The 17,276-nt window shown below is 67.9% G+C and carries 13 protein-coding genes; 4 read left to right on the forward strand and 9 right to left on the reverse strand.

All coding sequences use genetic code 11. The annotated features are described in order from the left end of the window. Positions 1-176: 176 nt before the first annotated feature. From VXM69_RS08005 to nthA, 3 genes are read right to left on the reverse strand one after another with little or no spacing between them, the layout of a single operon-like run. Positions 177-1,379 (reverse strand): GTP-binding protein, encoded by a 1,203-nt coding sequence (locus VXM69_RS08005; RefSeq protein WP_367188378.1) that lies wholly within the window; start codon positions 1,377-1,379, stop codon positions 177-179. 55 nt (positions 1,380-1,434) lie between these two features. Next, positions 1,435-2,088, reverse strand: coding sequence for a nitrile hydratase subunit beta (nthB, locus tag VXM69_RS08010; RefSeq protein WP_034191488.1), 654 nt, complete (start codon positions 2,086-2,088; stop codon positions 1,435-1,437). Positions 2,089-2,131: 43 nt separating this feature from the next. Beyond that, on the reverse strand, positions 2,132-2,731 hold the full coding sequence (gene nthA, locus VXM69_RS08015) for a nitrile hydratase subunit alpha (RefSeq protein WP_034191487.1): 600 nt from the start codon (positions 2,729-2,731) through the stop codon (positions 2,132-2,134). 524 nt (positions 2,732-3,255) lie between these two features. Between nthA and VXM69_RS08020 the strand changes: the two genes are divergently transcribed. The 4 genes from VXM69_RS08020 to VXM69_RS08035 all read left to right on the forward strand — a co-directional run bounded on the left by VXM69_RS08020 (position 3,256) and on the right by VXM69_RS08035 (position 8,073). Further along, the gene (locus tag VXM69_RS08020) at positions 3,256-4,152 is read left to right on the forward strand and encodes a transporter (protein ID WP_034191486.1); all 897 of its coding nucleotides are present in this window, start codon (positions 3,256-3,258) and stop codon (positions 4,150-4,152) included. Between the two features lie 95 nt (positions 4,153-4,247). After that, positions 4,248-5,306, forward strand: coding sequence for a phenylacetaldoxime dehydratase family protein (locus VXM69_RS08025; RefSeq protein ID WP_367188379.1), 1,059 nt, complete (start codon positions 4,248-4,250; stop codon positions 5,304-5,306). Positions 5,307-5,361: 55 nt separating this feature from the next. Beyond that, on the forward strand, positions 5,362-6,888 hold the full coding sequence (locus tag VXM69_RS08030) for an amidase (protein ID WP_034191484.1): 1,527 nt from the start codon (positions 5,362-5,364) through the stop codon (positions 6,886-6,888). Between the two features lie 144 nt (positions 6,889-7,032). Next, positions 7,033-8,073: a helix-turn-helix domain-containing protein gene (locus VXM69_RS08035; protein WP_367188380.1), complete on the forward strand. Its 1,041-nt coding sequence runs from the start codon at positions 7,033-7,035 to the stop codon at positions 8,071-8,073. Positions 8,074-8,151: 78 nt separating this feature from the next. Here the strand turns inward: VXM69_RS08035 and VXM69_RS08040 are convergent, their stop codons facing one another. The 6 genes from VXM69_RS08040 to VXM69_RS08065 all read right to left on the reverse strand — a co-directional run bounded on the left by VXM69_RS08040 (position 8,152) and on the right by VXM69_RS08065 (position 17,193). Beyond that, entirely contained in the window at positions 8,152-9,618 is a 1,467-nt protein-coding gene (locus VXM69_RS08040; RefSeq protein WP_367188381.1) for a heavy metal sensor histidine kinase, read from the reverse strand. Beyond that, positions 9,615-10,310 (reverse strand): heavy metal response regulator transcription factor, encoded by a 696-nt coding sequence (locus VXM69_RS08045; RefSeq protein ID WP_034191481.1) that lies wholly within the window; start codon positions 10,308-10,310, stop codon positions 9,615-9,617. Before VXM69_RS08045 ends, VXM69_RS08040 begins: the two co-directional genes overlap by 4 nt. A gap of 21 nt (positions 10,311-10,331) precedes the next feature. Beyond that, positions 10,332-11,831: an efflux transporter outer membrane subunit gene (locus tag VXM69_RS08050; protein ID WP_034191480.1), complete on the reverse strand. Its 1,500-nt coding sequence runs from the start codon at positions 11,829-11,831 to the stop codon at positions 10,332-10,334. After that, complete coding sequence (locus tag VXM69_RS08055; protein ID WP_059556485.1) at positions 11,828-13,057, reverse strand: efflux RND transporter periplasmic adaptor subunit; 1,230 nt, start codon at positions 13,055-13,057, stop codon at positions 11,828-11,830. The genes VXM69_RS08050 and VXM69_RS08055 overlap by 4 nt, the downstream gene beginning before the upstream one ends. Before the next feature lie 38 nt (positions 13,058-13,095). Beyond that, the gene (locus VXM69_RS08060; RefSeq protein ID WP_367188382.1) at positions 13,096-16,263 is read right to left on the reverse strand and encodes an efflux RND transporter permease subunit; all 3,168 of its coding nucleotides are present in this window, start codon (positions 16,261-16,263) and stop codon (positions 13,096-13,098) included. Between the two features lie 186 nt (positions 16,264-16,449). After that, the gene (locus tag VXM69_RS08065; RefSeq protein ID WP_059556486.1) at positions 16,450-17,193 is read right to left on the reverse strand and encodes a Crp/Fnr family transcriptional regulator; all 744 of its coding nucleotides are present in this window, start codon (positions 17,191-17,193) and stop codon (positions 16,450-16,452) included. Positions 17,194-17,276 lie beyond the last annotated feature (83 nt).

The following is a 17,276-nucleotide window of genomic DNA, read 5'->3' on the forward strand; positions in this document are numbered from 1 at the left end:
TCCATGCGAATGTCAAAGTCGCATCGAGACTAAAGAAGCCGCGCGTGCCGGTATTGAAGAAAACTGCCCTCGGCGGCGCTGCCGGAATTCGGGTAACGCCGAACCGGGTATAGCGCTCACCGGTGCTCGAAAGTCGTTGGACGCAGGCGTTGCAACCGAAGGCATCGCGTCTCACGTCACGGACGGGCGGCCGCCGCGAGCGCGTCGAACGCGTCAGCTTCCGGAAGGCGCCGCCATGACTCCGGGCCCGCATCGATTTCCTCGACCGTCAGCAGGCACGCATCGAGTTCGCGACGCAACCGGTCGTGATCGACCGACTGCCCGATGAACACGATTTCCTGCCGACAATCCCCTGCCGGCTCCTCCCATTTCTTCAGCACGCCGTCGCGGCGATAGTCGTCGTGCGGCCAGTCCGACTGCGGGATGAATCGCCACCATCGCCCGACGTAACCCCACTGGAACGCGCCGCCCGTCTGCACCAGCATGGCGATGTCGGTATACCGGTGCGCAGCCCAGACATAACCCTTGCAGCGCAGCAGCCGGCCGTTGTCCCACGGACGACGCAGCCAGGCGAGCAGGCGCGCCGGATGAAACGGCGCACGTTCGCGATAGGTCCACGACGCGATCGCGTACGCATCCGATTCCGACGGGCGTTCGTCGATCTGCATGCGCTGCATCCATCCCGGCGATTCGACCAGCGCCGGCAGATCGAAGCGCCGGGTATCCAGCACGTCCGACGGATCGACCTTGCCGTGCTGCATCGGCAGGATTCGCGCAGCCGGATTCAGCGACGCAAGCATCGCGCGCAGCCGGTCGAAACCCGCATGGCCGATCCGGTCGAGACGGCTCACGAGGATCACGTTCGCGTATTCGACTTGCTCGAGCAGCAGGTCCGACAGCTTGCGCGGCGGGCCGGAATGGCCGTCGTTCGCGAGCGCCGCGTCGTGCGCGACCGGTTCGGCCGATGCGATCATGTCCTCGAACGTCTCGCCGTCGACCACCGTGACGAGCGTGTCCAGCCGTGCCAGCTCGCTCAGGCTGAAACCGTCCCGATCGAGAAACGCAAACGTCTCCGCGACCGGCATCGGCTCCGAGATGCCGGTCGATTCGATCAGCAGATAATCGAAGCGGCGCTGCCGCGCGAGCGTGCTGATCTGCTCGAGCAGGTCGGCGCGCAGCGTGCAGCAGATGCAGCCGTTGCTCATCTCGACCAGTTCGTCCTCGCCTCGATGCAGCTCGACGTTGCGCCGCACGTCGTCGGCGTCGATGTTCACTTCGCTCATGTCGTTGACGATCACGGCGACCTTCAGTCCTGCGCGATTGCGCAGGATGTGGTTCAGCAACGTCGTTTTCCCGGCGCCGAGGAAGCCGGACAGCACGGTGACCGGAATCCTCGGGCCGGGGCGGCCGGCGCGCCTGGCGTCCCCGGCGTCGTCATGCGCTCGGCCCGGACGCGCGATCCAGGTAGCCTTCGAACAGGTCGACCACGACGTAGCCGTCGTCGGCGGCGTCGCCCCACAGATCCTTCACGCGGAACTCGACATGGTAGGTCGGCTGATGCGCGGCGCCGGTGTCGCCGTGGCCGATCGCGTCCGGGAAGGGCCACGATTCGGTCGTCCGGTGCAGCACGACGCCTTCCTTGCCGCGAACGTAGCCCGGCGCGCGGATGTGTCCGCTGACGTATTCGTCGCGAACGACGACACGCTCGCCGACCTCGAACCGCGTCGAGTCGGGCGGAGCCGCGCGTCCGCCGGATGTCGGCGGGTTGGCGAGCCGGAAATGCGAACCGAGCGCGCGGTCGAGTTCATCCTGCGTGAGCACGCCGGTTTCGACGAGCAATGTCGCCGTCGCGATCACGTAGCGCTCGTAGTAGCGCGTGCCGACATGCTGGCGTACATCGATGCGTTCGACCGCGTGACGTACCTCGTCGACGCTGAATTTTTTCAGTTGGTCCACGCCGACGAACATCAGGCTGTACGCGAGATGTTCCCAGTCTTCCTTGAAGACCGGCTTGTAGCCGAGACTGTTGATCGTATGCGGCACCGGGCCGAAACCCTGGAAGCCGCCGAGGTCGTGAAAGCCGTCCATATGTGATCTCCGAGATGAAGGACGAAAGCGAAACGGGGGCGAGTCAGTGCGCGCGCGGCAGCGCGACGCCGATCAGCACGTCCTTCGTGACGAGCGTGCGCAGTTGTTCCTCGCTCATCTGCTCGCTGCCGGCCGGCCGCACGGGCAGCACGAGATAGCGGGTTTCGGCGGTCGTATCCCAGACCTTCACGACGACGTCGTCGGGCAGGTCGGTGCCGAGTTCGCGCAGCACAGTGCGGCCCTCGCGGACGAGTCGCGCACGATATTCGAAGCCCTTGTACCACTCGGGCGGCAGCCCGAGGACCGGCCAGTTCGTGCATGAGCACAGGCTGCAGACGATCACGTTCTTCAGCGTGGGCGTGTCTTCGAGCGCGACGATGTATTCGCCCTGCGGGCCGGTGTAGCCGAATTGCGCGCATGCGGCCGTGCCGTCCTTCAGCAGCAGTTCGCGAAACGCCGGGTCGACCCACGCACGCGCGACGATGCGCGCGCCGTTGGCCGGATCCCAGGTCGTGGACATCAGCTCGGTCAGGCCTTCTATATAGCCGTCGGGGATCAGGTTCTTCTCTTTCATCACGCGAAACAGCGCCCAGGCACGTTCGCCGGGCGTCGAGACCGTTTCCGCGGAAGGGGTCGTACTCATCGTGGGGGCTCCTTGTGGTGGTTCGGGTTGACCGCCGCCACGGCGTCGGGACGGCCCTGGCGGGGGTGGCCGCGTGGTGTCGGTCACGCTCGACGAGCAGGGTAAGAAGAGAAAAAGCACGGTTCTTTGCCGGCACGGATCGGAAACTATGCTGAGACGGCCCCGTGGCGCGGCGTGGGGCCGGCGCGCACGGATGCACGGCGATGGGCGGCAATGGGCGGCAATGGGCGGGGCACCCGACACGAAAACCGTGGCAGCCGGCGCACGTTTTGCGACCGCTGCATGACATCGGAAGCGCAGGTCCGCCACAGCCAATTTCTTGTTCCGCCGGAAAACAGAACTGCGGATTTTGCCTTCCTATTCTCATCCTCAAGCGACGGCCGTTCGATGTCGCGAATCGCCGGCATCCCCGATGGACCGGCGGAACAACAGTCAGCCAGCACCCCCGCGATTCCACCATCCGGCGACGGTTCCCGTTCGTCGTGCGTCGAGCGTGGCGGTGTCTGCGCAACCAGGTGAGGAGCATGATGGACAACGTCAACAGAATGAAACTGAAGCGAATCGCGCGCTGGATCGGTTTGTCGCTGATCGCCGTCGCATCGCATTACGCGGGCGCGGTCGAGGTCGATCCCGGCGACTACGAGCAGTATCCGGCCGGCGCGACGATCGGCGTGCTGTACTACAACTATTCCGCGACGAACGCGTACTACGCGAACGGCCACCGGACGTCGGATTTCGACCTGCAGTCGAATGTCGGCATCGCCCGCCTGCTGCACGTGTTCCAGCTCACCGACAGGCTCACGATCGATCCGCAGGTGTTGCTGCCGTTCGGTCACATCAGCAGCTTTGGCAACGCCGGCGCGCTTGGCAGTACGAACGGTGTCGGCGACGTGATCCTGACCGCGCCGTTGAAATTCCGCCTCAACGACGCGAAGGACGTCGTCGCCGCGACGGTCTACGTCTACGCGCCGACCGGGAGCTACGACCAGAACCGCGGTCTCAATCTCGGCGCCAACCGCTGGTCGCTCGATTTCCAGGCGGCCTACATCAAGCACTTTTCGCCGCAGTGGGCGCTCGATCTCGTCGGCGACGCGATCTGGTACGGCAACAACACGTCGTACGGCGCGAGCGGCGCGACGCTGCATCAGCGGATGAGCTACAGCGCACAGGCGATGGTGCGTTACATGCCCGATCCGGGCACGTCGCTCGCGGTCGGCATCACCCAGCTCTGGGGCGGTGAAACGAGCGTCGACGGTGCGGACAACAACGACGCGCTTCGCACGACGCGCCTGCGGCTCACCGCGGCGAAATTCGTGACGAAGTCCGATCAGGTGCAAATCCAGCTCGGCACCGACCTGAGCGTGCGCAACGGCCCGAAGAACAGTGTGCTCGCGGGCCTGCGCTACGCGCACATCTTCTGACCGGCCGCATGCGCCGGGATACGCCCGGTGCATGTCGCTCCGTGTCCCCAACGTCGATACCTCGACACCCGATTCCCTTTCCAGAGAGGTCATGCATGGAATCCGCCATCGACAAACACCTGGTCTGCCCGCGGACGCTGTCGCGCCGCGTCGCCGATGACTACCAGCCGCCGTTCCCGATGTACGTCGCCCGGGCCGCCGAAGACCTGAGCCAGGTCGTGATGGGCTATTTCGGCGTGCAATACAGCGGCGCCGACAAGCGCGCGGCGGCGCTGGCCGCGTTGCGCCGGATCGTCGCCGATTTCGGCGTGCAGGACGGCCCGAACAACTTCGATCTGACGCAACACACCGACGACCAGGGTTACGAGAACCTGATCGCCGTCGGCTACTGGCGCGATCCGGCCGCGTATGCGCGCTGGATCGCGTCGCCGGCACTCGTCGAATGGTGGACCTCCGACGCGCGCCTCGCGGACGGCATCGGCTACTTCCGGGAAATCGTCGCGCCGCGCGCCGAGCAGTTCGAGACGCTCTACGCATTCACGAACGATTTCCCCGGCGTCGGTGCGATCATGGACGGCGTCAGCGGCGAGATCGAGGAGCACGGTTACTGGGGATCGATGCGCGACCGGTTCCCGATCTCGCAGACGGACTGGATGCGCGCGGACGGCGAGTTGCGCATCGTCGAGGGCGATCCGGCCCGCGGCGGCCGCGTGGTCGTGCTGGCGCACGACAACATCGCGCTGATTCGCTCCGGCCAGGACTGGCGCGCGGCCGAACACGACGAGCGCCGGCTGTATATCGAGGAGATCGAGCCGACGCTGCGCAGCGGAATGGACTTCCTGCGCGACAACGGCACGGACGTCGGCTGCTACAGCAACCGCTACGTGCGCTCGATCGATCTCGACGGCAACGTGCTCGACGAGAGCTACAACATCGGCCACTGGCGCTCGCTCGACCGCCTCGAACGATGGGCCGAATCCCATCCGACGCACCTGCGGATCTTCGTCACCTTCTTCCGCGTCGTCACCGGGTTGTCGAAACTGCGGCTGTATCACGAGGTTTCCGTCTTCGACGCGAAGCATCAGGTCTACGAATACGTGAACTGCCATCCGCGCACCGGGATGATGCGCGACGCCGTCGCCATCGCCCGCTGAATCCCGCCGGCACCGCCGGGGCCGGCGGTGCCGCTTACCGAACTGGAGAACGTCGATGGCCATCAAACGCCCGACTCGCGAACAACTGTCCGATATTGCAGCCGGCTTCGGCTTTCATCTCGATTCCCGCCAACTCGCCGACTACGACGATGCGCTGCAGGCGAACTTCGACGCCTACGATGCGATCGACGCGCTGCCCGACTATCTGCCCGTCGTCGCGTATCCGCGCACGCCCGGCTACCGCCCGGAAGGCGACGAGAACCGTTACGGCGCGTGGGCGCGCAAGAGCACGATCCACGGCGCCGCCGACGGCAAGCTGCGCGGCAAGACGGTGGTCGTGAAAGACAACATCTGCGTCGCCGGCGTGCCGATGCGCAATGGCTCGACCACGTTCGAGGGCTACGTGCCCGACGTCGATGCGACCGTCGTCACGCGGGTGCTCGACGCCGGCGGCACGATCGCCGGCAAGTCGACCTGCGAGTACTACTGCTTTTCCGGCGGCTCGCACACGAGCGCGTCGGGGCCGGTGCACAATCCGCGCAAGGCAGGGCACTCGTCCGGCGGCTCGTCGTCGGGCAGCGGCGCGCTCGTTGCGAGCGGCGAGGTCGACATGGCGCTCGGCGGCGACCAGGGCGGCTCGGTCCGGATCCCGTCCGCCTATTGCGGCATCTACGGGATGAAGCCGACGCACGGGCTCGTGCCGTATACCGGCGCGATGCCGATCGAGGCGACCGTCGATCATCTGGGACCGATGACGGGCAACGTGCTCGACAACGCGCTGCTGCTCGACGTGATCGCGGGCGACGACGGGCTCGATCCGCGCCAGCGGGCGCTGCCGCCGCGCGCCGATTATCTCGGCGCGATCCGCGACGGCATCGCGGGACTGCGGATCGGCATCCTGCGCGAGGCGTTCGGGCTCGCGAATTCGGAGAACGTGGTCGACGAGGCCGTGCGGGCCGCCGCGTACCGGTTGCACAAGCTCGGCGCGCGCGTCGACGAAGTGTCGGTGCCGCTGCATGCGGCCGGCACCGCGATCTGGCTGCCGATCGCGGCCGAGGGGGCGACGCAGCAGATGATGAAGGGCAACAGCCACGGTTTCAACTGGGGCGGCCTGTACGTGACCGGCATGATCGATCACCACGCGGGCTGGCGCGAGCGCGCCGACGAGTTGCCGGATACCGTGAAGGTGACGATGCTGCTCGGCGAATATTTCACGAGCCGGTATCGCGGGCGCTACTACGCGAAGAGCCAGAACCTCGCGCGGCGCTTGCGATCGGCTTACGACGCGGCGCTGCAGTCGTATGACGTATTGCTGATGCCGACCGTGCCGATGCGCGCGTCGAAGCTGCCGGCGCCCGGTTGCGCGATGTCCGAGTCGCTGACGCGGGCGTTCGAGATGCTCGCGAATACCGCGCCGTTCGACGTGTCCGGGCATCCGGCGATGTCGCTGCCGTGCGGGGTCGCCGACGACCTGCCGATCGGGCTGCAACTGGTCGGGCGCCGTTTCGACGAAGCGACGCTCTACCGCGTGGCGTATGCGTATGAACAGTCGTCCGACTGGCGTCGGACGACGTACGCGTGACATGCACGGCGCGGTAGCGCGCGGCCGCCGCGCCGCGTGCCGGTTCGACCGGCAACGCGGCGTGCGCGGTCATCGATTGGACAAGGCGCTTTTGAACGGGCACGCTATCGGCTGCGTGTTTGCCAACCCCTGTAGGGCACGATCATGACGATGCGTCCTCTCCCGCGCGCCGCAAGCGGCTACGCGCCCGGTCCGGCGTCCGGCAGCCCGCTGGACGAACGGACGAACGCGGCCATCGAGGTGCCGATCGACGGCTCGGTCAGCCAGCGTATCGAATTCTGGCGCGAGACGATTCTGCGCCTGTTCGCGGACGTGCAGATCGCCGCCGTGCAGAAAGCCGATTTCTTCGGCCGGGTGCGGCAGCGCAAGTGCGAAAAGATGCGAATCTCGGAAATCCACGCGAGCGAGCAGGCCGTGATCCGGCGTTATCGCCAGGCGCGCAGCGAGTACGAGGACAAGTATTTCGGGGTCTTGATGCTCGAGGGCAGCCAGTCGGTCGAGCAGGACGGCAAGATCGTCACGCTGCACCCCGGGGATTTCGCGATCTACGACGCGACACGGCCTCACCACCTGCAGTTCGGCCAGTCGTGGCGCGAGATCGTCGTCAGCATTCCCCGCGCGACCCTGAACCAGCTCGTCGTCGGGATGGAGCACCGCACGGCGTGCCCGACGCAAACCGGGGACGGCGTCGGCAGCGTCATGCGTGCGTTTCTCGAGCAGATGTCGTCGCAGATCCGCAGCGTGACCGAGGACGAGATGCGGCAGTTGTCGGATACCGCGATCTCGCTGATCGCGATGACGCTGGGGGGCATGCAGCGCAACGACCTCGCGCAGTCGAGGATGAAGGCGTTGACGCTGACGCGCGTGAAGCGGCATGTGCTCGAGCACCTGCACGACCCGGAGCTGAACCCGATGCTGATCGAGCAGTCGATCGGGATTTCGTCGCGGTACATCAACAAGCTGTTCGAGGCCGAGGAGACGTCGCTGATGCGTTACGTGTGGAACCTGCGGCTGGAACGGTGCGCGCAGGATCTCGCGAATCCGCAATGCGCGGCGCTGCGCGTGTCCGACGTCGCATTGCGCTGGGGATTCAACGACATGTCGCATTTCAGCCGCGTGTTTCGCGAGCGGTTCGCGATGTCGCCGCGGGCGTGGCGCGAGCAGGGCGGCAAGCCGCGCGCGTAATGCGTCCCGGGCCGGGCCGCGTTCGTGGCCGGCCAGCGCCGATCGGCGGCGGCCGGACGTCGACAGGCTCGGCCGACTTCAGTGCAGCGCCCGCGGCGCGTGCGCCGGCCGCGAATCGGCGGAGTCGACCACGCCGGTTGCACCGGTTGCGTCGCCCGCGCGCAGCGGTCCGCCCGCGCAGGGCTCCGTCGACACCGAGAAGCCGAACGTATTGACGCCGCCCGCGCACGCGACGAACACGCCGCCGCCGTGCATCTCGGCCACGGCCTTGACGATCGACAGCCCGAGCCCGTGGTTCTCCTTGCTGTTCGCGCGTGCTTCCTCGAGCCGGTAGAAGCGCTCGAACACGTGCGAGCGCTGCACCGGATCGATCGGCTCGCCGGGGTTCGACACGGCCATCTCGACGAGCGTGTCGCGGCGCGTGATCGTCACTTGTAACGTCGCGCCGGGCGCGGAATGCTGGATCGCGTTGATCAGCAGGTTCGTCATCGCGCGGCGGAACAGCGACGGATCGACGGCCGCGCGCGCATCGCCGTGCAGTTCGGCGTGCAAGTGCGCCTCGTCGAGCGGGATCTCGAGGAAATCGAGCATGCGCCGCACCTCGTCGGCGAGCGACACGTCCTTCAGGTCGGCCGCGCGTTCGCCGCGGTCGCTGCGCGACAGGAACAGCATGTCGTTGATGATCACGCGCAGCCGCTCGAATTCCTCGAGGTTCGACTGCAGCGTCTGGCGCATCCGGTCGACCGAGCGGTCACGGCTCGTCAGCGCGACCTGGGTCTGGCCGATCAGGATGCTGATCGGCGTGCGCAGCTCGTGCGCGACGTCCGCGTTGAACGCCTCGAGTCGCGCGTAGGTTTGCTGGATCCGTTCGAGCGCGCCGTTGAACGATGTCGCGAGATCGCGCAGCTCGGTGGGCAGCGCGTCGGTCTGCAGCCGCTGGCGGCGGTTCGTCGCGCTCACGCTCGCCGCGTCCTGCGACAGCCGGTCGAGCGGCGCGAGCCCGAAGCGCGCGACCGCGCGGCTCAGCAGCAGCGTGATGACGGTCGCTGTCGCGATCAGCGCGGCCAGCGTCCAGCCGAAGCGGCGCAGCATCCGCTGCGTGCGTTCGCACGAGGTCGCGACGACCAGCTGCAGCGTCGGCCGCTCGTCGGCGCCGGGCAGCGTGACGGTCTTGGTCATCACCGCGTAGCTGCTGTCGTTGAGCTGGTAGCGCTGGAACGCGCCGAACGGCGGGTCGAGCGGCACGCCGTCGACGGGGCTGCCGAAGCGGAACGCGGGGTTGTCGCTGACGACCTGATAATGCGTCGAACCGTCGGGCGGTTCGAGATCGGCGAGTTTTTCCTGCATCAGGCGGCCGCGCGCGGCCGTGGTCGCGTGCGACACGATCATCGCGGCGACCTTGGCGCGCGTGTCGAGCGTCGCGCGCAACTCGGCGAACAGCTGGCGCTCCATCATCACGAACAGCCCGCAGCCGACCAGCGTGAACACGAGCAGCGACACGATGCCGAACATCGCCGAGAGTCGCAGGATGATCGAGCGTTTCATGCCCGCCGCTCCGTGTCGCCGTCCTCGCGCGCCTCGAGCACGTAGCCCATCCCGCGGATCGTGTGCAGCAGCTTGTCCGCGAACGGGCCGTCGAGCTTCGCGCGCAGCCGCTTGATCGCCGTCTCGACGACGTTCGCGTTGCTGTCGAAGTTCACGTCCCACACCAGTTCGGCGATCGTCGTCTTCGACAGCACCTCGCCGCTGCGCCGGGCCAGCACGCCGAGCAGCTGGAATTCCTGCGCGGTCAGGTCGAGCCGCGTGCCGTCGCGCGTCGCGCGGCGGCCGATCAGGTCGACGCGCAGGTCGCCGATCGAGATCAGCGTCGACTCCTGCACGCGCGCGCGGCGTGTCAGCGCGCGCAGCCGTTCAATCAGCTCGAGGAACGAGAAGGGCTTGGTCAGGTAGTCGTCGGCGCCGCCGCGCAGCCCGCGCACGCGATCGTCGACGCGGTCGCGCGCGGTCAGCATGATGACGGGCGTCTGCTTCTGCGTGCGCAGCGCGCGCAGCACGCCGAAGCCGTCGAGCTTCGGCAGCATCACGTCGAGCACGACCACGTCGTAGTCGAATTCGACGGCTTTCCATGCGCCGTCCTCGCCGTCGAGCGCGGTATCGACGACCCAGCCTTCCTCGGTCAGGCCGCTCTTCAGGTATTCGACGACTTTCGGTTCGTCTTCGACGATCAGGACTTTCATAGGGTTGTCCGCCTAATCGGGTTAAGGGCCGACGCTCTCGGCGCGCGGCGGGGCCGCGGCCGCGACGTCGGACGGCGCGGCGCCGTCCCAGCCGCCGCCGAGCGCCTTCGCGAGAAACACGACGAGCGCCGCGCGCTGGCCCTGGATCTGCACGGCCTGGCGCTCGCTCGTCAGGAGTTGCTGCTGGGCCGTCAGCACGTCGATGAACGGCGTCAGGCCACCCGCGTAGCGGTCCTGCGCGAGCGACACGAGCTTGCGCGCGTCGTCGACGGCCGCCGATGCCTGCTGCGCGGCGTCGGCGAGCACCGACAGGCCCGTGACCGCATTTTGCACCTCCTGGAACGCGGTGAGCACGGTTTGCCGGTAGCTGGCCTGCGCGGCGACGTAGCCGGCCTGCGCGAAATCGACGCCGGCCTTCAGCCTGCCGCCTTCGAACAGCGGCTGGCTGAGCGACCCGCCGACCGACCACAGCAGCGCCGGCACGGTGAACAGGCCCGCGAACCGCGTCGCGTCCCAGCCGATGTCCGGCGACAGCGTGATGCGCGGGAAATACGCGGCGCGCGCGACGCCGATCTGTGCGTTCGCGGCGGCCATCGCGCGCTCGGCCGACGCGACGTCGGGCCGCCGCTGCAGCAGGTCGCTCGGCATGCCGGTCGGCAGCGCGGGCGCGTTGATCGGCACCACGCGCGGGGGCAGCGAGAAGGCGGGGGCCGGCGTGCCGACCAGCGTCGCGATCGCGGTTTCGACCTGCGCGCGCTGCTGGATCAGCAACTGCGCCTGCGTGCGCGTCGCGTCGAGCTGCGCGCGCTGCTGCAGCAGATCGAGACCCGACACCGCACCGAGGTCGTGGCGCGCGCTCACGTAGTCGAGCGCCTTCTGCTGCAGGTCGATCGACCGCTTGACGACGTCGATCTCGGTATCGAGCTCGCGCAGCGCGAAATAGCTCGACGCGAGATCGGCGCTCAGCACGAGGCGCGCGTTCGCGAAATCATCGCGCGCCTGCTCGGTGGTCGCCTGCGCCGATTCGACGCTGCGCCGCACGCGGCCGAACAGGTCGAGTTCGTAGCTGACGGCCGCGCCGACCTGGACGTCGTTCTGCACGGTCGACATGCTTTGCGTCGCGTAGTTGGTCTGCGGCCGGTCGGCGGAGATCTTGAAGCGCTGGCCGCTCGCGGTCAGGCCGACGGCCGGATACTGGGCTGACGCGACCGACGCGAGCGTCGCTTTCGCCTGGTCGTAGCGCGCGGCCACGGCCTTCAGGTTCTGGTTGTTGCGCAGCGCGTCGGTTTCGAGTGCGTCGAGTTGCGGATCGCCGAACGCGGTCCACCACGCGGGGTCGAGCGGCGCGCGGGCCGGCGCGGCCGGGTGCCAGTACGCGTCGGCTGGATCGAGCCGCCAGGCGGCCGGCGTGTCGACGGCCGGGCGCTGGTAGTCGGGGCCGACCGTGCAGCCGGCGAGGACGGTTGCCGCCGCGACGGCGGCGAGCGCCGCGGGCCGCACGCGTGCGCGCGACGCGATCACGACTTCGCTCCCGCGACGGAGGAGGCGGGCTGCGCGGCCGGTGCCTGCACGACGACCTTGTCGCCGTTCGCGAGCGCGTCGCTCGGGTTCGCGACGAGGCGGTCGTTCGGCGTGAGCGGGCCGTCGACTTCGAGCGTCTGGCCGATCGTGCGCACGACCGTCACCTGCTTCAGGTGGACCTGGCCGTTCGCATCGACGGTCGCGACCGTCGGGCCTTCGCCGCGGAACAGCAGCGTATTGGCCGGCACCTGCAGGCGGCCGATCGGCGTCATCGGCAGCGTGGCCTGCACGTACGCGCCGGGCAGCAGCCGCCCGTCGGGGTTCGGCAGCGTGATCTCGATCTGCAGCGAGCGCGTCGCGACGTCGATCGCCTCGGACGTGCGCGTGATCGTGCCGTCGAAGGTCCGGCCCGGCAGCTCGGCCTGCGCGACGCTCACGTGCTGGCCGACCTTCACCTGCTGCGCGTAGGCCTGCGGCACCTGGACGTACAGGCGCAGCCGGTCGGCCTGCACGACCGTGAACAGCGCACGGCCCGCGTTGCCGGAACTGACGAGATCGCCGACGTCGACGTTGCGCTGTGTGACGATCCCGTCGATCGGCGCGGCGATCCGCTGGAAACCCTTCAGCTCGGTGAGCCGGCGCATGTTCGCATCGGCCGCGGCGAGGTTCGCGGTGCCCTGGTTGAACGCGCCTTGCCGGTCGTCGAGTTCCTGCTGCGACACGGCATCGCGCTGGCGCAGCTGCTGCGCGCGGTCGAACGACGTCTTCGCGAGCGCGAGCGCGGCCTGCGCCTGCTGGCGTTGCGCGGTGGCCTGCGCGAGTTCCTGGTTCAACTCGGGCGTGTCGAGTTCGGCGAGCGTTTGCCCCTGCTTCACGTGCGTGCCGATGTCGGCCTGCCAGCGCAGCACGTAGCCGCTCGCCCGCGCATAGATCGGCGCCTCGACGAAGCCGCGCAGCGTGCCGGGCAGCGTCAGCTTGCCGCCGGTGGCCGCGTCGACCGGGTGCACGACGGTCACGTACTGGCGCGTGTTCTGCTCGGCGACAGCGTCGAGCCGGTGGCCGTTCAGCACGTTGACGACGATCGTCCGCGCGGCGCCGGCGGCCAGCAGCACGCCGATCACGATCAGGACGATGCGCCCGCGCCGCGACACCGACGTGCGCGTCGGCAGATGCATGCCGTGTTCGTCCACCTGGATGCCGACGGCGCTGTGATGTTTCTCTTCCATGAATTCAACCAATTCAACCGGGTAGGGGGGGACGAAAGTCAGTGTCCGGCCTGACGCGCACGTCGGCGGGCCAGCCGCGCATGCACGCCGCCGAACACGAGCGGCACGAACAGCAACGTCGAAACGGTCGCGAACAGCAGTCCGCCGATCACCGCGCGGCCGAGCGGCGCGTTCTGCTCGGCGCCTTCGCCGAGACCGAGCGCCATCGGCACCATCCCGATGATCATCGCGAGCGCCGTCATCAGCACCGGCCGGATCCGCGTCGCGCCGGCCTCCAGCGCGGCCGTGAGCGGCGGCGCGCCGGCCGCGAGGCGCTGGCGCGCGAACGACACGACCAGGATGCTGTTCGCGGTCGCGACGCCGACCGTCATGATCGCGCCGGTCAGCGCGGGCACGCTCAGGTGCGTGCCGGTGATGAACAGCATCCACGCGATGCCGGCGAGCGCGGCCGGCATCGCGCTGATGATGATCAGCGGGTCGAGCCACGACTGGAAGTTGACGACGATCAGCAGGTAGACGAGCACGATCGCCATCGCGACGCCCGCGCCGAGGCCGAGATACGACGTGCGCATCGTCTCGATCTGGCCGCGCATCGTCAGGTCGGTGCCGCGCGGCAGCGTCGCGCGCGCATCCGCCACGATGCGGTCGATCTCGCCCGCGACCGCGCCGAGATCGCGGCCCTCGACGCTCACGTACACGTCGATCGCGGGGCGGATGTTGTAGTGCGTGATCACGGCCGGGTTCGCGGTGCTGCGCACCTGCACGAGGTTGCCGAGCAGCTGCAGCGGCGTGCCCGTGCGGCCGCTCGCCGAGATCGGCGTGCCGAGCAGGTCGTCGACCGACGAGATGCTGTATTGCGGGGTCTGGATCTGCAGCGGGTACTGCACGCCGGTGCGCGGGTTGATCCAGAACGACGGCGTCGTCTGCGAACTGCCGGACAACGAGATCAGCATGTTCTGCGCGACGTTCTGCGCGGAGAGGTTGAGCTGCTGCATGCGCGTACGATCCATGTCGGCCAGCAGGGTCGGTTCGTCGTTGCGTTGCAGCACGTGCACGTCGACGGCGCCGGGGATTTGCCTGAACTTTTTCATCAGGCTGCTCGCGATGGTCATGTTACTCGCGAGATCGTTGCCGAGCACCTGCACGTCGATCGCGGCCGGCTGACCGAAGTTGAGGATCTGCGTGATGATGTCCGACGGCTGGAAGAAGAACTCGACGCCCGGGAAGCGCCGGGGCAGCAGCGTGCGCAGCGTCTGCACGTAGTGCTGGGTCGCGCGGTGGCCCGGTTTCAGCGCGATCAGCAGCTCGCCGTCGAGCGTACCGATCGTGCCGGCGTTGCTGTACGACAGGTTGATGCCGCTCACCGGCAGGCCGAGGTTGTCGACGATCGCGCCGAGCTCGTCGGCCGGCACGGTTTCGCGGATCACGCGCTCGACCTGGTCGGCGAGGCGCGCGGTTTCCTCGATCCGGTAGCCGGTCGGCGCGCGCATGTGCAGGCGGATGTTGCCGGAATCGGCGTTCGGGAAGAAGTCGCGGCCGAGCACGAAAACCAGGCCCGTCGACAGCACGCAGAAGCCGAGGAAGCACATCGCGTAGAAGCGGCGGCGCACCAGCAGGATGCTCAGCAGCACGATGTACCACGCACGCAGCCGCTCGAACGCGCGATTGAACGCGTGATGGATGCGCGCGAAGCGCGACGTCGAATGGTCGGGGCCGGTGCCCGCCTGCTGCGGGCGGAACAGCAGCATCGCGAGCGTCGGCACCAGCGTGCGCGACAGCACGTACGACGCGAGCATCGCGAACACGACGGCTTCGGCGAGCGGCACGAACAGGAAGCGCGCGACGCCCGTCAGGAAGAACATCGGCACGAACACGATGCAGATGCACAGCGTCGACACGAACGCGGGCACCGCGATCTCGCCCGCGCCTTCGAGGATCGCGTCGTGCAGGTTGGTGCCGAGATGCAGGTGCCGCTCGATGTTCTCGATCGTGACGGTCGCGTCGTCGACGAGAATGCCGACCGCGAGCGCGAGCCCGCCGAGCGTCATGATGTTGATGGTCTCGCCGAGCGCGGACAGCGCGATCAGCGACGTGAAGATCGACAGCGGGATCGAGATCGCGATGATCAGCGTGCTGCGCCAGTTGCCGAGGAACAGCAGGATCATCATCGCGGTCAGCACGGCGGCGATCAGCGCCTCGTGGATCACGCCCTGGACGGCCGCGTTGACGAACACCGACTGGTCGAACAACGGCGTGATCGTGAGCCCTTCGGGTAGCGTCGGGATCACCTTCGGCAGCAGCGCCTTCAGGTCCGACACGACCTTCAGCGTGGACGCGTCGCCGCTTTTCAGGATCGAGATGAGCACGCCGCGCTGGCCGTTCTGCCGCACGACGTTGGTCTGCGGCGCGAAGCCGTCGCGCACCGCCGCGACCTCGCGCAGGTAGGTCGTCGCGCCGTTGACGGTCTGGATCGGCAGGTTGCTGATGTCGGCGACGGTGTCGGCCGACGCGTTCGTGTCGATCCGGTATTCGGTCGGGCCCATCTTCGCGGTGCCGGTCGGCAGCACGAGATTCTGCGCGTTCACCGCGTTGACGATGTCGGCCGGCGTCAGGCCTTTCGCCTGCAGCGCCTGCGGATCGAGGTCGATCGCGACCACGCGCGTGCGGCCGCCGTACGGGAACGGGATCTGCACGCCGGGCACCGTGATCAGCTGCGGGCGCAGGAAGTTGAGCGCGATGTCGGCGAGCGACTGTTCGCTGAGCGTCTTGCTCGACAGCCCGAGCTGGATCACCGGGATGCTCGACGCCGAATAGGTGATCACGAGCGGCGGCGTCGCCCCCTGCGGCATCTGTCGCACGATCGCCTGCGCGGAGGACACCGTCTGCGCGATCGCCGTCTGCACGTTGGCGCCCGGCTGCAGGAACACCTTCACGACGGCGATGCCGGGCAGCGACGTCGATTCGACGTGCTGGATGTTGTTGACGGTCGTCGTCAGGATCCGTTCATGGACGGACGTGATCCGGTTGGTCATCTCCGTCGCGGAGAAGCCGCTGTAATTCCAGATGACGCTGATCACGGGGATGTTGATCGCGGGCAGCACGTCGACCGGTGTGCGCATCAGCGCCAGCGGGGTGGCCAGCACGATCATGATGGCCATGACGATGAACGTGTAGGGGCGCCTGAGCGCGAGATTGACGATCCACATGGAGGCGGCGGGACAGGCGGTGATCAGGCGTCGGTGAAGGGAACCCGAATGATAGGCGTCGGCGTGGAACGGGTTACTGTCGCGAAACTGGCGGAACTGTCAGGTTGGGGCGGGCGGGTGGTCGGCCGATTCCGCAGACGGAAGGCATGCGTCGCGATGGCGGCGGTTTCGTCGATCGTGCCGCGTTCACAGCTGCTCCATCCCGAAGCGCGCGAGCGCGCGCAGATCGACGACCTCGATCTGGTTGTACGCGAGCCGCAACGCGCCGAGCTTCTCGAGCTGCTGCAGCGCCTGGTTGATCCGTTGCCGCGACACGCCGACGAGCATCCCCAGTTCCTCCTGCGAGATCGACAGCGACGGGCCGGTGTCCGGATACAGGTCGGGGTTGAACAGCTGCGCGAGCGCCTGCGCGACGCGCGCGTCGACGTCGAGCAGCCGGCTGTTCTGGATCGACGCGATGAATTCGCCCATCCGGTTGTTCAGCTGATGAATCACGAAGCGCGTGAACGGCAGGCTGGTATCGAGCAGCGCGTGGAAGGTGTCGACCGGCACGAACAGCACGGTCGAGCGCTGGATCGCGACGACCTCGTACTTGCGCAGCTCGCGCTTGATCACGCTGCCTTCGCCGAACCAGCCGCCCGACGGCACGCCGGAAAACGTGCAGCCGCGCCCCGACACGTTGAAGATCGCGAGCTTCAGCAGCCCCTGGTGCACGCCGATCCAGTATTCGGACGGCGCGAGCCGGCGCGCGATCACGTCGCCGGCCTCGCATTGCTCGACGTGCGACTGCGCGAGCACGAGCGCCTGGTGCTCGGGCGCGAGCGTGCGGAACCACGCGCACTGGCCGAACAGCGTCGCCAGGGCGGGCAGCGGGCCCGGTTCGGGAAGCGGGTCGGCCGCGTCGGGCGGCGCTACGGGGTGATCGTGCATGGGTGCGGGTTTGCGAGGATAGGGATAACGCGCAGCGCTCGAAAGGCACTCTGTCGTTTCGATGACAGACGGCTCACAATAAC

Origin of the sequence: Burkholderia sp. Ed8, assembly GCF_040761425.1 — a bacterium.
In the GTDB taxonomy this organism is placed as follows: Bacteria; Pseudomonadota; Gammaproteobacteria; order Burkholderiales; family Burkholderiaceae; genus Burkholderia; species Burkholderia seminalis.

What these genes read in the sequence shown, in the direction of transcription:
- nthB (WP_034191488.1), bottom strand. Translation starts at nt 2,088, where the DNA reads ATGGACGGCTTTCACGACCTCGGCGGCTTCCAGGGTTTCGGCCCGGTG.
- nthA (WP_034191487.1), bottom strand. Translation starts at nt 2,731, where the DNA reads ATGAGTACGACCCCTTCCGCGGAAACGGTCTCGACGCCCGGCGAACGT.
- VXM69_RS08020 (WP_034191486.1), top strand. Translation starts at nt 3,256, where the DNA reads ATGATGGACAACGTCAACAGAATGAAACTGAAGCGAATCGCGCGCTGG.
- VXM69_RS08025 (WP_367188379.1), top strand. Translation starts at nt 4,248, where the DNA reads ATGGAATCCGCCATCGACAAACACCTGGTCTGCCCGCGGACGCTGTCG.
- VXM69_RS08030 (WP_034191484.1), top strand. Translation starts at nt 5,362, where the DNA reads ATGGCCATCAAACGCCCGACTCGCGAACAACTGTCCGATATTGCAGCC.
- VXM69_RS08035 (WP_367188380.1), top strand. Translation starts at nt 7,033, where the DNA reads ATGACGATGCGTCCTCTCCCGCGCGCCGCAAGCGGCTACGCGCCCGGT.
- VXM69_RS08040 (WP_367188381.1), bottom strand. Translation starts at nt 9,618, where the DNA reads ATGAAACGCTCGATCATCCTGCGACTCTCGGCGATGTTCGGCATCGTG.
- VXM69_RS08045 (WP_034191481.1), bottom strand. Translation starts at nt 10,310, where the DNA reads ATGAAAGTCCTGATCGTCGAAGACGAACCGAAAGTCGTCGAATACCTG.
- VXM69_RS08055 (WP_059556485.1), bottom strand. Translation starts at nt 13,057, where the DNA reads ATGGAAGAGAAACATCACAGCGCCGTCGGCATCCAGGTGGACGAACAC.
- VXM69_RS08060 (WP_367188382.1), bottom strand. Translation starts at nt 16,263, where the DNA reads ATGTGGATCGTCAATCTCGCGCTCAGGCGCCCCTACACGTTCATCGTC.
- VXM69_RS08065 (WP_059556486.1), bottom strand. Translation starts at nt 17,193, where the DNA reads ATGCACGATCACCCCGTAGCGCCGCCCGACGCGGCCGACCCGCTTCCC.